Annotated in this window: 13 protein-coding genes; 8 read left to right on the top strand and 5 right to left on the bottom strand. The window is 71.9% G+C overall.

The genetic code is table 11. From position 1 onward, the window contains the following. Window positions 1-3: 3 nt before the first annotated feature. Both ACWC09_RS35545 and rsmH read right to left on the bottom strand, forming a co-directional pair. A complete protein-coding gene (locus ACWC09_RS35545; RefSeq protein ID WP_450855097.1) occupies window positions 4-510 on the bottom strand; it encodes a septum formation initiator family protein in 507 nt (168 codons plus the stop codon). Between the two features lie 25 nt (window positions 511-535). Continuing rightward, window positions 536-1,492 (bottom strand): 16S rRNA (cytosine(1402)-N(4))-methyltransferase RsmH, encoded by a 957-nt coding sequence (gene rsmH, locus ACWC09_RS35540; RefSeq protein ID WP_450855095.1) that lies wholly within the window; start codon window positions 1,490-1,492, stop codon window positions 536-538. Between the two features lie 355 nt (window positions 1,493-1,847). On the opposite strand from rsmH, the gene ACWC09_RS35535 reads away from it, so the two are divergent. The 4 genes from ACWC09_RS35535 to ACWC09_RS35520 all read left to right on the top strand — a co-directional run bounded on the left by ACWC09_RS35535 (window position 1,848) and on the right by ACWC09_RS35520 (window position 7,625). After that, window positions 1,848-2,456: a beta-class carbonic anhydrase gene (locus tag ACWC09_RS35535; protein ID WP_450855094.1), complete on the top strand. Its 609-nt coding sequence runs from the start codon at window positions 1,848-1,850 to the stop codon at window positions 2,454-2,456. A gap of 257 nt (window positions 2,457-2,713) precedes the next feature. Next, a complete protein-coding gene (locus ACWC09_RS35530; protein WP_450855092.1) occupies window positions 2,714-3,754 on the top strand; it encodes an AAA family ATPase in 1,041 nt (346 codons plus the stop codon). Beyond that, a complete protein-coding gene (locus tag ACWC09_RS35525; RefSeq protein ID WP_450855090.1) occupies window positions 3,754-5,127 on the top strand; it encodes a DUF58 domain-containing protein in 1,374 nt (457 codons plus the stop codon). Before ACWC09_RS35530 ends, ACWC09_RS35525 begins: the two co-directional genes overlap by 1 nt. Next, window positions 5,124-7,625, top strand: a complete 2,502-nt coding sequence (locus ACWC09_RS35520; RefSeq protein ID WP_450855088.1) for a transglutaminase TgpA family protein — start codon at window positions 5,124-5,126, stop codon at window positions 7,623-7,625. Before ACWC09_RS35525 ends, ACWC09_RS35520 begins: the two co-directional genes overlap by 4 nt. 143 nt (window positions 7,626-7,768) lie before the next feature. Here the strand turns inward: ACWC09_RS35520 and ACWC09_RS35515 are convergent, their stop codons facing one another. The 3 genes from ACWC09_RS35515 to ACWC09_RS35505 all read right to left on the bottom strand — a co-directional run bounded on the left by ACWC09_RS35515 (window position 7,769) and on the right by ACWC09_RS35505 (window position 10,011). After that, the gene (locus ACWC09_RS35515; RefSeq protein ID WP_356345645.1) at window positions 7,769-8,161 is read right to left on the bottom strand and encodes a DUF3040 domain-containing protein; all 393 of its coding nucleotides are present in this window, start codon (window positions 8,159-8,161) and stop codon (window positions 7,769-7,771) included. A gap of 276 nt (window positions 8,162-8,437) precedes the next feature. Continuing rightward, complete coding sequence (locus ACWC09_RS35510) at window positions 8,438-9,208, bottom strand: methyltransferase (protein WP_450855086.1); 771 nt, start codon at window positions 9,206-9,208, stop codon at window positions 8,438-8,440. Window positions 9,209-9,444: 236 nt separating this feature from the next. Then, complete coding sequence (locus ACWC09_RS35505) at window positions 9,445-10,011, bottom strand: SAV_6107 family HEPN domain-containing protein (RefSeq protein ID WP_450855085.1); 567 nt, start codon at window positions 10,009-10,011, stop codon at window positions 9,445-9,447. Window positions 10,012-10,191: 180 nt separating this feature from the next. Here ACWC09_RS35505 and ACWC09_RS35500 point away from each other — a divergent pair, with 180 nt between their 5' ends. The 4 genes from ACWC09_RS35500 (at window position 10,192) to ACWC09_RS35485 (ending at window position 14,661) form a co-directional block, all read left to right on the top strand. After that, on the top strand, window positions 10,192-10,926 hold the full coding sequence (locus ACWC09_RS35500) for an ATP-binding cassette domain-containing protein (RefSeq protein WP_450855084.1): 735 nt from the start codon (window positions 10,192-10,194) through the stop codon (window positions 10,924-10,926). After that, window positions 10,898-12,982, top strand: a complete 2,085-nt coding sequence (locus ACWC09_RS35495) for a YhgE/Pip family protein (protein ID WP_450855082.1) — start codon at window positions 10,898-10,900, stop codon at window positions 12,980-12,982. Before ACWC09_RS35500 ends, ACWC09_RS35495 begins: the two co-directional genes overlap by 29 nt. A 47-nt stretch (window positions 12,983-13,029) precedes the next feature. Beyond that, the gene (locus ACWC09_RS35490) at window positions 13,030-13,665 is read left to right on the top strand and encodes a TetR/AcrR family transcriptional regulator (RefSeq protein WP_450855080.1); all 636 of its coding nucleotides are present in this window, start codon (window positions 13,030-13,032) and stop codon (window positions 13,663-13,665) included. 378 nt (window positions 13,666-14,043) lie between these two features. Next, window positions 14,044-14,661 carry a DUF4126 domain-containing protein gene (locus tag ACWC09_RS35485; protein ID WP_450855078.1) on the top strand — a complete coding sequence of 206 codons (618 nt, stop codon included), beginning with the start codon at window positions 14,044-14,046 and terminating at the stop codon, window positions 14,659-14,661. Window positions 14,662-14,670 lie beyond the last annotated feature (9 nt).

The following is a 14,670-nucleotide window of genomic DNA, read 5'->3' as shown; positions in this document are numbered from 1 at the left end:
CCGTCACCTGCCGGGGGTCGTGGTCGGGGTGGGCGTGGGAGCGGCCGCGGGGGTGGGGCTCGACGCGGTGGGGGTGGCCGGCGGGTGGGTGATCGTCTCCGGCGGGCGCAGGACCAGCGGGATCTTTACGGCGGACTGTTGAGCGGCGGCCGAGGGGACACCCTTCACCGTGCCGTTCGGGTCGAGGAAGGCGGGGTCGCCGCCGGGGACCATGCCGAGCTCGTGGGCACGGCGCTGGAGGGCCTCCGGGGCGGAGTAGGAGTCGATGTCCCGCTGGAGCGCCTGCTCCTCGTCGGTGAGGTTCTTGGTGTCCTTCTGGAGGTCGTCCAGCTTGAACGAGCCTTCGCTGAGCGCGGAGTTCAGCACCAGGAGCCCGATCAGGCCGCCGCCGAGGAGGAGCACGACGAGGAGGACGAAGGGGGTGCGGGCGGCCTGGCCACGGCTCTGCGGGCCGGGGAAGAGGCGCGCGAGACGGGCCGCGCGCCCCCTCAGTTCGGGTTTCCTGCTCACACGGCCCCCCGTTCGAGAAACCGACTCACTCGGCGTCCTCCCTGATGCGCTCGACCCCGCGCAGTCGCGCCGGCGCCGCCCGCCGGTTCTCGGCGACCTCTTCCTCGGTGGGAAGTTCGGCACCGCGCGTGAGCAGCTTGAGCCGGGGCTGGTACCGCTCGGGCACGATCGGCAGCCCAGGAGGCGCCGTATTGGCCGCGCCGGCCGCGAACACCTGCTTGACCAGGCGGTCCTCCAGCGAGTGGTACGACAGCACGGCGATCCGTCCGCCCACGGCGAGAGCCTTCACGGCGGCCGGGATCGCCCGCTCCAGGACGGACAGCTCGCCGTTGACCTCGATGCGCAGCGCCTGGAAGGTGCGCTTGGCCGGGTTGCCGCCGGTGCGCTTGGCGGCCTGCGGCAGCGCGTCCCGGATCAGCTCGACGAGCCGCGCGCTGTTGCTGAACGGCTCCTTGTCGCGCTCGCGCACGATCGCGCCGACGATCCGCTTGGCCTGCTTCTCCTCGCCGTACGCACGCAGGATCCGGACGAGTTCGCCGGCCGGGTAGGTGTTGAGGACCTCGGCGGCGCTGACGCCGGTCGTCTGGTCCATGCGCATGTCGAGCGGGGCGTCCTGGGCGTAGGCGAAGCCGCGGTCGGCCTCGTCGAGCTGCATGGAGGAGACACCGAGGTCGAAGAGAACGCCCTGCACGCGCGCGATGCCGAGCCGGTCGAGTACGTCCGGGAGCTCGTCGTAGACCGCGTGCACCAGGGTGGCGCGCTCACCGAAGGGCGCGAGGCGCTCGCCGGACAGGCGCAGCGCCTCCTTGTCGCGGTCGAGGGCGACCAGCCGGGCCTCGGGAAACCGCGTCAGCAGGGCCTCACTGTGCCCTCCCAGCCCGAGCGTGCAGTCGACGACGACCGCTCCGGGCCGCTCCAGGGCGGGGGCCAACAGGTCCAGGCACCGCTGGAGCATCACCGGGACGTGTCGACTCTGGCTCAAGGGGCCCTCTCAGGTCCGGCACGGCCGTACGCACCGCCGGGTCCCCGCCCGCTCGATGAAGGGGAGGCCTGCCGGCGCCGGAGGCGTCGGCCGGCCGGAGCGGGAGGAGGCCGAGCCGTACGTACGCGCCGCGCACGTGGGGAGAACCCGGAAAATCGCCGGGCCTCCGGGGTTTCAGTCCAGCAGGGAGAGCCTCGCCTCCCGCTTCGCGTCACTTTAGTCCACGCTGTCTCGCGGTCAATCAACCGGCCTGCGCGTCGCGGCCCGAGGTGCGTGCGAAGCGGCAAACCAGGGAAAATCCCTCTGACGGCTTCACTACCGCCACCCATGTGGGTTACCTCACAAGAGGACCGTGATGACGCTCTTTTCCCGCTCTCACACGCAGACCGGATCGCCTGTGACCAGTACCGTCATAGCTATGACGACTTCTGCATCCGTTTCCACCGAGTCCGAAGGCGCCATAGGCGGCGGCACCGTCACCGATCGTCTCGTCGAGGCGAACGAACAGTACGCCGCCGCTTTCACCGACCCGGGCATGGACGCCCGCCCCGTCCTGCACGTGGCGGTCGTGGCCTGCATGGACGCCCGTCTCGACCTGCACGCCGCGCTCGGCCTGGAGCTCGGCGACTGCCACACCATCCGCAACGCGGGCGGTGTGGTCACCGACGACGTGATCCGCTCGCTCACCATCAGCCAGCGCAAGCTCGGCACCCGCAGCATCGTGCTGATCCACCACACCGGCTGCGGTCTGGAGGCGATCACCGAGGACTTCCGCACCGAGCTGGAGATGGAGGTCGGCCAGCGCCCCGCCTGGGCCGTGGAGGCCTTCCGGGACGTCGACCAGGACGTACGCCAGTCCATGCAGCGCGTGCGCACCTCGCCGTTCCTGCTGCACGCCGACGACGTGCGCGGCTTCGTCTTCGACGTGAAGACGGGTCTGCTGCGCGAGATCGACCCGGCGTAGCCACAGTTTCGTCCGCCGAACCCGGCTCCGGCCCTTCTCGTTTTTCGCAAAACCCGCGCATGCTGGACGCCAAGCACCGTAAAACCCGACATATCGAAGCCACTTGTCCACAGTCGAGTGACACGAATCGGTAACGGCAGCAAGAATGCGGGTGTGGCGCCGTGCGGAACTTTTCACGCGTGGTGTCCGTGATTCGGGGTGGGCCGGTCCGCACAGCAAGCGTCGGCCCGGAGAAAGAACGGGCCGAGGAGGGCCGGGTGACGACCTATGACGATCGAGCGAGCCTTACAGATCTGACTGCCACTGTGGAGCGGGTCCGCAGTTCGGTGGAAGGAGTGATCGAGGGCAAGCCCGAGGTCGTACGGCTTTCGCTGACCGTACTGCTCGCCGAGGGACATCTTCTGATCGAGGATGTCCCTGGGGTGGGCAAGACCATGCTGGCCAAGGCGTTGGCCAAGTCCATCGACTGTTCGGTGCGACGCATTCAGTTCACGCCCGACCTGCTGCCCTCGGACATCACCGGTGTGTCCATCTGGGACCAGCAGCGCCGGGAGTTCGAGTTCAAGCCGGGCGCGATCTTCGCGCAGATCGTGATCGGCGACGAGATCAACCGCGCCTCGCCGAAGACGCAGTCCGCGCTCCTGGAGTCCATGGAGGAGCGCCAGGTCACCATCGACGGGACGACCTACGAGCTGCCCAGCCCCTTCATGGTGGTGGCCACGCAGAACCCGGTCGAGATGGAGGGCACCTACCCGCTGCCCGAGGCGCAGCGCGACCGTTTCATGGCCCGGGTCTCGGTGGGCTACCCCAGCGTGGAGGCCGAGCTGCAGATGCTCGACGTGCACGGCGGGGTCTCCCCGCTGGAGGATCTCCAGCCGGTGGCGCACGCGCACGACATCGTGAAGCTGATCGAGGCCGTGCGGGGCGTCCATGTCGCCGACGCGGTGCGGCGGTACGCGGTGGACCTGGTGTCCGCCACGCGCAACCACCCGGACCTCAGACTCGGCGCCTCCCCGCGCGCCACGCTGCACCTGCTGCGCGCGGCGAAGGCGTCCGCCGCCCTGAGCGGAAGGGAGTACGCCCTGCCGGACGACGTGCAGGCACTCGCCGTCGCCGTCCTGGCCCACCGTCTGCTGCCCACCGCCCAGGCCCAGCTCAACCGCCGCACCTCCGAGCAGGTCGTGCAGGAGATCCTGCAGCGCACCGCGGTGCCGGCGGCGCCCCAGCAGCAGAGCGGCTTCGGTGGCATCGGGCACGGCACACCGTCGTACGGCCAGCAGCCGCCGCGGAGGCTGTGATGACCTCCGGGGCGAGTGGGCCCGCGGATGTCGACCGGGGCGAGAAGGGCGGCATCCGTACCGCCCTCGCGGGCCTGACCACCCGCGGGCGCTCCTTCCTGGCCGCCGGCATCGCGGCCGCGATCTGCTCCTACGTCCTCGGCCAGAGCGACCTGCTGCGGGTCGGCCTGCTGCTCGCCGCGCTGCCCCTGGTCTGCGCGGGCTTCCTCTACCGCACCCGCTACCGGGTGGCCGGCAGCCGCCGGCTGGCCCCCGCGCGCGTGCCGGCCGGCAGCGAGGCCCGGGTCCATCTGCGGATGGACAACGTCTCACGGCTGCCCACGGGCCTGCTGATGCTCCAGGACCGGGTGCCCTACGTCCTCGGCCCGCGCCCCCGCTTCGTGCTGGACCGGGTCGAGCCGGGCGGCCGCCGCGAGGTCTCCTACCGCGTCCGCTCCGACCTGCGCGGCCGCTATCCACTGGGCCCGCTGCAGCTGCGCCTGAGCGACCCGTTCGGGATGTGCGAGCTGACCCGATCCTTCTCCTCGTACGACACCCTGACGGTGATCCCGCGCGTGGAGGCGCTGCCGCCGGTACGGCTGAGCGGCGAGTCGAAGGGGTACGGCGACGGGCGCCAGCGCGCGCTGGCGCTGGCCGGTGAGGACGACGTGATCCCGCGCGGCTACCGCTACGGCGACGACCTGCGGCGCGTCCACTGGCGCCTCACGGCCCGCTACGGCGAGCTGATGGTGCGCCGCGAGGAGCAGCCCCAGCGCGCCCGGTGCACGGTGCTGCTCGACACCCGGGGCCTCGCCTTCCAGGGCGCTGGACCGGACTCGGCCTTCGAATGGGCCGTCTCGGGAACGGCCTCGACCCTCATGCACATGCTCGAACGGGGCTTCTCCGTGCGTCTGTTGACGGACACCGGCACCTCGGTGCCCGGTGAGGGCGCCGACGGGTTCGCGGGCGCCAGCCAGGAGACCGCCGACTCGGCGGGGCTGATGATGGACACCCTCGCGGTGATCGACCACTCGGACGGCGCGGGTCTGTCGCGCGCGTACGACGTGCTGCGCGGCGGGAACGAGGGGCTGCTGGTGGCCTTCTTCGGCGACCTCGACGAGGAGCAGGCCACGGTGGTCGCCAAGATGCGGCAGCGTAGCGGGGGCGCGGTCGCCTTCCTGCTGGACAGCGACGCGTGGGTGCGGGAACCGACCGATGTGCCCGGGCCGTTGGACGTGCGTGAGGAGCGGCTGCGGTTGCTGCGGGAGGCGGGCTGGACGGCCCTGAGTGTGCCGCGCGGCGCCTCGCTGCACGAGCTGTGGCGGCAGGCTGACCGCGAGCGCGCGGGCCTGGCCGCAGCGGGCGGGACGAGCGGTGAGGGGGCGGGCTCATGAGCGGACGGGCACGACTGGCGCTGTGCGCCTGGGCGGCCACGCTGATGGCGTCCTGCGCGCTGCTGCCCCTGGTCACCCCGGCGACCTGGATCCTGCAGCTGGCCGTGATGCTGGGCGTGCAGACCGGTGTGGGCGCGGCGACCCGGCGGGTGCCGCTGGCCCGGCCGCTGACGGTGGCGGCGCAGGCGCTGGTCACGCTGCTGATGCTGACCCTGGTCTTCGCCCGGCAGCAGGCCCTCGCCGGGATCGTCCCGGGTCCGGAGGCGCTGAGGCACTTCGCCGATCTGTTCCGGCAGGGCGGCGACGACATAGCGCGGTACGCGATCCCTGCGCCCCTGGAGTCCGACGGCATCCGGCTGATGCTGTTCGGCGGGGTCATGGTCATCGGGCTCGCCGTGGACACCCTCGCGGTGACGTTCCGCAGCGCTGCCCCGGCCGGACTGCCGCTGCTGGCGCTGTACTCCGTCGCCGCGGGGCTGTCCGAGGGCGGCGCCGACTGGCTGTGGTTCCTGGTCGCGGCGGGCGGCTATCTGATGCTGCTGCTCGCCGAGGGCCGGGACCGGCTCTCGCAGTGGGGGCGGGTGTTCGGCGGGGCGCCGCGCACTCCGGGCGGAGAGCCCGGCCCGGTGGCGCCGATCCGCACCGGGCGGCGCATCGGCGTGCTCGCGCTGGGCCTCGCCCTGGTGGTGCCGGCCGTCCTGCCCTCGATGAGCGGCGGCCTGCTGGACGGCGCGCGCACGGGCGTGGGCGCGGGGAACGGCAGCGGGGGCACGATCTCCGCGGTCAACCCCCTGGTCTCACTGCGCGACAGTCTGAACGTGGACGAGGACCGCCAGGTCCTGTCCCTGAAGACCAACAGCAGCGACGTCGGGGACCTGTATCTGCGGATCGTGTCCCTGGACGACTTCGACGGAAGCACCTGGAAGCCGTCCAAGCGGCATGTCACCGGTGTGCCCGACCAGTTCCCGACCCCGACCGGCCTCGGCGCGGACGTCAAGCGCGCCGAGATCGAGACGCGGATCTCGGCCGCCGACTGGTACGCCCAGGACTGGCTGCCGATGCCCTACCCGCCCAGCGGGGTCCAGGTCGGCGGCAAGTGGCGTTACGAACCGGTGGGCATGACGCTGGTCGGCGACCACGGCCAGACCACCCGTGGCAAGACCTACCTGGTCAAGAGCCTCGACGTGCAGCCGACGGCACAGCAGCTGGCCGAGGCGCCGGAGCCGCCCAAGGCGCTGAAGGACGAGTACACCCACCTGCCGAAGTCGGTGCCCGGCGTGGTGGCGAAGACCGCCCGCCAAGTCACCGAAGGCGCCACGAACCACTACGACCAGGCGGTCAAGCTCCAGGACTGGTTCACGCTGACCGGCGGCTTCCAGTACAGCACCCAGGTGCAGGTCGGCACCGGCCCGAACGCGATCGCCAAGTTCCTGAAGGACAGGGAGGGCTTCTGCGTCCACTTCTCCTTCGCGATGGCGGCGATGGCCCGCAGCCTGGGCATCCCGGCCCGGGTCGCGGTGGGCTTCGCACCCGGTGCCCCGCAGTCGGACGGCTCGGTGTCGGTGGGCCTGAAGGACGCCCACGCCTGGCCCGAGCTGTACTTCGAGGGCGTGGGCTGGACCCGCTTCGAGCCGACCCCGAACCGGGGCGTGGCGCCCTCGTACACGCAGTCGGACACCCCGGGCAGCGGCCTTCCCGACGTGTCGCGGCCCACGCAGTCGGCGGGCTCGAACGCGTCGACGGCGCCGTCCGCGAGCACGAGTTGCGCGCAGGTGGACAAGAAGGAGGGGGCGTGCAACGGGGCTCTCTCGATCGGCACGGCCAAGCCGACCGACAGCGGTCCGCCCTGGTACCAGATCGCGGGGTGGATGCTGCTGGGGCTGCTGGCGGTCACCGTACCGCTGCTGCCCATGCTGTGGCGTGTGCGCCGGCGCTCGGTGCGGCTTGCCTCGGCCCAGCACACCGGCCGCGGTGTGCTCACGGCACGAAGCCGTGACGAACGGGGCACGGCAGTCACGGACGACGTCTCCCTGACGGCGGCCGGCCTGGCGGTCGAGGCGGACGCACGGTACGCCGCCGAGGTGGCCTCCGTGCACGTCCTGGCCGTGTGGCGCGAGCTGACCGACACGGCCTGGGACTACGGCATCGCGCCGGACGACGCGCTGACCCCGCGGAAGGCGGCGGCGCGGATCGTGCGGCTCGGACAACTGGACGCGGCGACGGCGGAGTCGGTGCACCGGGTGGCGAGCGCGGTGGAGCAGGTGCTGTTCGCACCGCAGCCGCAGGCGGTGCCCGGGCTGCCCGACGACGTCCGCAAGCTGCGGGCGGCGCTACGGGCCCACGTCAGCTGGACCACGCGGGTGCGTGCGGTCGTCGCACCCCGGTCGGCCGTCCGCGCGGTCTGGGACGTGATGGACCGCTGGGCGGCCTTCAAGTCCCGTACGGCGGACCGCTGGTCGAGTCTCGTACGGCGCCCGTCGAGTCAGCAGGGCGGCTGACGGTCCGAGCCTCTCGGCCCCGGCTCCGGGCTTCCCGGGCCGGGGCCGACCGCTGTGGTCCGGGACCCACGCCGCTGTGCGGGCATACGTGAGGGGGTGACCACCCGTGGGCGGTCACCCCCTCAGCTCTGTCTTGGGGAGCGCTAGTGGCCCTGCTCGTCCCGGCGGCGCTGCCAGCGCTGCTCGATGCGGTCCATCATGGAGCGCTTCTGCCGAGCCTGCCGACGCGCGTGCGGGGCGCCTGCGGCGGGCTGTTCGCCCGGCTTGGGGGCCTTGCGCCAGCCGGTCACGGCGAGAACCGCACAGCCCAGCATGACGAGGAAGCCCACCACGCTGAGCCAGACCTGCTTGGCGACCATTCCAGCCATGAGGAGCGCGATACCCACGAGGAAGCCGGCGACCGCCTGGTAGACCCGCCGCCGGGTGTACGTACGCAGCCCGCTTCCCTCGAGCGCCGACGCGAACTTGGGATCTTCGGCGTACAGCGCTCGCTCCATCTGCTCGAGCATGCGCTGCTCGTGCTCCGAGAGCGGCACGGAGTCCTCCTCATCGTGCAGTCGCCGGGGCGACCCGGGGGTCCCTTCAGGATAGGCAGGGAATCGCCCCCGTGAAACCCGCCCCTCTGCGCCAATTGGCCAACCGGATTCCGCCATGGACGTCCCGGCTCGCTGAATCTTCCATTCCCCAGCGACCGGCCCGTCATGCCGGGTGATCTCCTCCGATCATACGGCTCCGAGGCCCCGAACGGGGGGCCTGTGGCGTACTCCATGCGCAGCCAACGCCCTGATCAGCGGCTCGCCTCGACAGGGGGCTCAGGCCTCAGCGGCCCCCTGCGTCTCGCCGAGCACGTGGAGCTGGGTGGCGACGGAGTGGAAGGCGGGGAGTTCGGCCGCCGCCTCCTCCAGCTTGAGCAGCGCCTCCAGAGCGCCGGGCTCGGTGTCCACGAGGACGCCCGGGACGAGGTCGGCGAAGACCCGTACGCCGTGCACGGCGGCGGCCTTCAGGCCCGCGCCCTCGACCAGTGCGGTGAGCTGCTCGGCGGTGAAGCGGCGCGGCACGGGGTCGCCGTCGCCCCAGCGGCCGTCGGGGTCGCCGAGGGCCTGCCGGGCCTCCTTGAAGTGCCCGGCGAGGGCCCGCGCGAGCACGGCGCCGCCGAGACCGGCGGCGAGCAGACTGAGGACGCCCTCGGACCTGAGCGCGGCGACGGCGTTGCGCAGCCCTTCCGCCGGGTCGTCGACGTACTCCAGGACGCCATGGCACAGCACGACGTCGTAGCCACCGCGCTCGACCACGTCGAAGAGGCCGTGGGCGTCGCCCTGGACACCCCGGACGCGGTCCGCGACACCGGCCTCGGCGGCGCGGCGCTCCAGCGCGAACAGCGCGTTGGGGCTGGGGTCGACGACGGTGACCTGGTGGCCGAGGCGGGCGAGGGGCACGGCGAATTTTCCGCTGCCGCCTCCGGTGTCGAGGACGTCCAGCACCTGCCGGCCCGTGGCCTTGACCCGGCGGTCGAGGGCGTCCTGGAGGACCTCCCAGACCACGGCGGTACGGAGGGAGGCGCGGGGGCGCGTGGGGTCCGACACGGCAGTTGACTCCTCGGCGCGGCACCGCCTGTGGCACGGCGGAGCGAACGGTCTGCCTCCCCGACCGGGACACGGAGGGAAGGCTTCAGGCGCCCTCCACCCTATTGCCTGCGCCGCCCTGGCCGGTCATCACGGTCACATGCCCTACGGGGCGTCTCACACCGCGGACCACGACGCTCCGGCGGCCCGGGACACCCCGCAGGCGCGCGACGGACTGCACGGGCAGGTCGGCTCTCTCAGCCCGTGTCCGGTAAATCGCGGTCCGGCCCCGGACCCGGCTCCGCGCGATCCGCGTCCTGGCGGGGCTGTGGCAGCACCGGCTGGAGGACCAGCATGCGCTCGACGAGGCGCAGGAACATCGCCACGTCGCGTATCAGGTCGTCGGCGTCCCGGCGGGTGGCCGCGCCCTGGATGCCGGCCTCGGCCCGGGCGCGGCGCCGCGCCCCGGCGGCGAACAGCGCGCTCCACTCGGTGAGTTCGGGTGCTATCTCGGGGAGCACTTCCCAGGCGCTCCGGATCCTGGCCCGGCGTCGCTCCGAGGTCTCCGGGCGGCCTCGCGCGGCGAGTACGGCGGCGGCGGTCCGCAGGGCGGCGAGATGGGCCGTGGCGTAGCGCTCGTTGGGCGTCTCCAGGACGGCCGCCTCGTCCAGTCCGGCGCGGGCCTGGGCGAGCAGGTCGAGGGCGGCGGGCGGGGCGGCGGCCCGGCGCAGCACCGGGTGCACGTCGCTCGCCGGTCCGGTCAGTGAGGGGGCAGGGCCGGTGGCGCGGCGCCGACGGGCGGCTGCCGTGTGATAGCTGGCCATGACGAACCTCCTGTCGTCTGCATGACGGCATGCCCTCATACGGGGTGCCGTATGTGCCCATCGTGCGGTATGCCACTGACAATCCGTTCTGACCTGCGCTTTTGCTTCGATCGAAAGTTCGGGTTAGTTTTTGCACTGACCAGTCAGTTCAAATCAACTCCGTTCAACTCAGGGGGATCTGTGGACGCAGTGGGCGTCACAGCCGAGGGCTTCGGCCTTCAGGGCCCTCGCGGTTGGGCGTTCCGGGACGTCTCCGTCGAGGCACAACCCGGCTCGCTCATCGCGGTCGAGGGGCCGTCCGGATCGGGGCGCACCTGTCTGCTGCTCGCGCTCACGGGCCGGATGAGGGCGACCGAGGGGACGGCGACCGTGGGCGGGGCACGGCTGCCGAAGCAGTTGGCGGCCGTACGGCGCGTCAGCGCGGTGGCCAACGTCGCGGGGGTCACCGACCTCGACCCCGCGCTGACCGTCGGGGAGCACCTGCGCGAACGGGCACTGCTGCAGCGGCGGTTCGGCGACTCGCTGCGCGGCCTGCTGCGCCCCCGCGCCGAGCGCGCGCTGGAGGCGCGGCTGCGGATCGACTCCGCGCTCGCCGGCGCCGGGCTCGACCGCGCGTCCCTGCCCAAGGGGTCCCGGACCGCCGTACGCGATCTGGAGCGGCTGGAGGCGCTGCGGCTGTCCGTCGCCCTGGCGCTCATCGGCCGCCCGCGGCTGCTCGGCGTCGACGACGCCGACCTCAAGCTCTCCGACGCCGAACGGGCCGAGGCCTGGGCGCTGTTGAGGTCCGTCGCCGAGGCCGGGACCACGGTCGTGGCGGTGTGCAGCGAGGCTCCGGACGACACCGTCGTCATGGCGACCTCACCGACTTCCGGGAAGGAGAAGGCCGATGCGCACGCCGAGACTGGCCGCTCTTGAGCTCAGGCGCTTCGGCAGGGGGAAGCTGCCGCGCGCGGCGCTCGTCGCACTGCTGGTGCTGCCGTTGCTGTACGGCGCGCTGTACCTGTGGTCGTTCTGGGACCCGTACGGGCGTCTCGACCGCATCCCCGTGGCGCTGGTGAACGACGACAGGGGGGCACGCGCCGACGGGCAGCGGATCTCGGCGGGCGACGACCTCACCGAGGGGCTGCGCGACAGCGACGTGTTCGACTGGCACGAGGTGAGTGCCGCGCAGGCACGCGCGGGCGTGGAGGACGGCACGTACTACCTGTCGCTCACCATGCCGGCCGACTTCAGCGAGCGGATCGCCTCCAGCGCGGGCGACTCCCCCGAGACGGGCGCGCTCCAGGTGCGTACGAACGACGCGAACAACTACATCGTCGGGCAGATCTCGCGGACGGTCTTCAACGAGGTGCGCACGGCCGCGTCCACGAAGGCGTCGCGGTCCTTCCTGGACAAAATCTTCATCTCCTTCTCCGACATCCACGGCGCGACCGTGCGGGCCGCCAACGGCGCCGACCAGCTCAAGGGCGGCATCGGGAAGGCGAAGAAGGGCTCCGAGGACCTCGCCGACGGGCTGAAGGAGGCCCAGGACGGCAGCGGCAAGCTGGCCAAGGGGGTGGCGCGGCTCGACAAGGGTGCGGGTGACCTCGCGGACGGCTCGCGGCAGGTCGCCGACGGCACGCAGACGCTCGCCGACAAGGTCAACGCGGTCGACAGGAAAGTCGGCCCGTTCCTGAAGGACAACGAGAAGACCATCGGGGACACCGCCCGGTTGGTCGCCGACTCCGCCAAGGGCATCCGCGACAACCTCGACACCCTGGTGAAGACGGCGCCGGTGGCCGCCAAGGGGGCGCACACGGCCTCCGACGCCCTGAACGCCGTCTACAAGGCGCGCTGCGAGGACCCGGTGCTGCCGGACGCGGCCTGCGCCGACCTGAAGAAGGCCAGGACCGCGGCCGCCGATGTGGCGACGATCGCCGACGACCTCGACACGCTGATCCGCGACCAGGACGGCGACCTGAAGAAGCTGGACGGCAATCTCGCGACCCTCCAGAAGCAGGCCCAGGCGCTGGCCGACCGCGCACCGCACCTCTCCGAGGACCTCGCCGACGCCGTGGCCAAGATCAACAAGCTGAACGACGGGGCGGGGAAGGTCGCCGCGGGCGCCAAGAAGCTGCACTCCGGCCTGAGCACCGCCGGCACCGGCGCCTCGGCCCTGAACGCGGGCGTCGGCAAGCTCAAGACCGGCGCCGAGACGCTCAACGGCGGCATGTACAAGCTCGCCGACGGCTCCGGGAAGCTCGCGGGCGGGTTGCACGACGGCGCCGACAAGATCCCCGACTACGACAAGAAGGACCGCGACCGGCGCACCCAGGTGATGGCCGACCCGGTCCAGCTGGTCTCCAAGGACCTGCACAAGGCGCCCAACTACGGCACCGGGTTCGCCCCGTACTTCATCCCCCTGTCCCTGTGGGTGGGCGCGATGGTGGCGTACATGCTGATCGCGCCGATGAACCGGCGCGCGCTCGCCACGAGCGCCCCGGCCTGGCGGATCGCGCTGGCGGGCTGGCTTCCGGTGGTGGCCGTCGGCGTCCTGCAGACGGTGGCCCTGATGTCGGTGCTGCACTGGGCGATCGGCCTCCAGATGGCGCGGGCGGCCGACACGATCGGCTTCCTGTTCCTGGTGACGGCGTGCTTCGCGGCCATCGTCCAGTGGCTGAACGCACGCTTCGGGGCGGCCGGCCGGATCCTCGTACTCGCCCTGCTGATGCTCCAGTTGACCTCCGCGGGCGGCACCTACCCCGTGCAGACCAGCCCGGGTTTCTTCAACGCGATCCACCCCTTCCTGCCGATGAGCTACATCGTGGAGGCCCTCAGGAGACTCATCACGGGCGGCGGTCTCGGTCCGGTGTGGCACGCGTGCGTGGTGCTCGTCGCGTTCACCGCGGGCGCCCTCGCACTGACCGCGGTCTCGGCCCGCCGACGCCAGGTGTGGACGCTGGACCGGCTGCACCCGGAGCTGAGCCTGTGAGCGCGAGGGTGACATCCAGGGGAACGGCTCCTGTGACAATCAGGACCATGGAAAGCAGCAGCACCACGCCGGGCGGCGGCACCCGCCGCGAGGCCACCCGGCAGAAGCTCTACGAGGCCGCCGTCACGCTCATCGCCGAACAGGGCTTCTCCGCCACCACAGTGGACGAGATCGCCGAGCGGGCCGGGGTCGCGAAGGGCACGGTCTACTACAACTTCGCGAGCAAGTCCGTCCTCTTCGAGGAGCTGCTGCGGCACGGTGTGGGACTCCTCACCACCTCCCTTCGGGAGGCGGCCGAGCAGACGGCGCGGGACGGCGGCAGCAAGGTCGACGCCCTGGACGCGATGGTCCGGGCCGGTCTCGTCTTCATCGACCGCTATCCGGCCTTCACCCAGCTGTACGTGGCCGAGCTGTGGCGCACCAACCGGGCCTGGCAGTCCACGCTGATGGTGGTCCGGCAGCAGGCGGTCGCAGTGGTGGAGGGCGTGCTGCGGGAGGGCATGGAGAACGGCGAGTTCAGCGACGAGATCGATGTACCGCTGACCGCGTCCGCGCTGGTCGGCATGGTCCTGGTGGCCGCCCTGGACTGGCAGTCCTTCCAGCCGGAGCGCTCCCTGGACGACGTCCACGCGGCCCTGTCCCGGTTGCTCCAGGGGCGCGTGAGCGGCCGCGACGCAGGCTGAGCCCACACGAAAGCGCCGGTCCGTTGTGGCCGCGTCCCCCGCGGGCCACCTCGAACCGGCGCCTTCTCGTGCTCCCCCGTTGTTACTTCCCCCGTGTCCCCCCCCGTTGGGACCCCCGTCTCGGTCGTTCCCCCGGGTTCCCCCGTGCCTCGCTCCCGCCGACCGCAGCCGGCGGAAGGAGCGGATCGTGGGCGGCTCCGTTCCGGCGCCCCGTGTCGCCGGTACCGGAGCCGTGCCCCTTTCCGTGACTCCACTCTCTCGTTCGCGCAGGTCGCCCCCCATCCGCGCGCGTACTCAACTCACTCACTAGGTACGGATACTCAGTCGTGCGCGCTCACCCCCAGGACGCTCCGTTGCCGAGTGGTTACGATCGCCTCCGTGTCGGTACTCCCTCTCGTCTTCACCAGCGGCTGGGCCAGCGGTATCAACGCGTACGCGGTGGTGCTGCTCCTCGGCGTCTTCGGTGCGACCGGGGTGAGCCACGACGTCCCGGCCACCCTGCAGCGTCCTGAGGTCCTCGTCACAGCGGGCGTGCTGTTCCTGTGCGAGGCGGTCGCGGACAAGATCCCGTACGTCGACTCGGTCTGGGACTCGGTGCACACGGTGATCCGGCCTGTCGCGGGCGCCTGGGTCGGCGCGCTGCTCGCCGGCCACGGCGGCTCGCTCGACGACGTGGTCGCGGGCCTGGTCGGCGGTTCGACCGCGCTGGCCAGCCACACCGTCAAGGCCGGGACGCGCATGGCGGTCAACACCTCGCCGGAACCGTTCAGCAACGTGATCATCAGTCTCGCCGAGGACCTCGGGGTCGGCGGGATCGTGACGTTCGCCATGTTCCACCCCGGTGCGGCGGCCGTGATCGCGGGCGCTCTGCTGGTGACCGGGCTGGTGGTGCTGGTCTTCCTGATCTCGCGGATCCGGCGGTTCTGGAGCCGCAGAGCCCAGCGGCGGGAGGAACGGCGGCCGGCCGCGCAGGTCGGACGACCACCCGTGCCGTGACTGTCAGTG

The sequence above is a fragment of the Streptomyces sp. NPDC001617 genome, from assembly GCF_053596855.1.
The sequence above is the reverse complement of the archived record's forward strand: the minus strand, read 5'-3'. Positions and strand labels throughout refer to the sequence as shown.

What these genes read in the sequence shown, in the direction of transcription:
- ACWC09_RS35535 (WP_450855094.1), top strand. Translation starts at nt 1,848, where the DNA reads ATGACGCTCTTTTCCCGCTCTCACACGCAGACCGGATCGCCTGTGACC.
- ACWC09_RS35525 (WP_450855090.1), top strand. Translation starts at nt 3,754, where the DNA reads ATGACCTCCGGGGCGAGTGGGCCCGCGGATGTCGACCGGGGCGAGAAG.
- ACWC09_RS35520 (WP_450855088.1), top strand. Translation starts at nt 5,124, where the DNA reads ATGAGCGGACGGGCACGACTGGCGCTGTGCGCCTGGGCGGCCACGCTG.
- ACWC09_RS35505 (WP_450855085.1), bottom strand. Translation starts at nt 10,011, where the DNA reads ATGGCCAGCTATCACACGGCAGCCGCCCGTCGGCGCCGCGCCACCGGC.
- ACWC09_RS35495 (WP_450855082.1), top strand. Translation starts at nt 10,898, where the DNA reads ATGCGCACGCCGAGACTGGCCGCTCTTGAGCTCAGGCGCTTCGGCAGG.
- ACWC09_RS35490 (WP_450855080.1), top strand. Translation starts at nt 13,030, where the DNA reads ATGGAAAGCAGCAGCACCACGCCGGGCGGCGGCACCCGCCGCGAGGCC.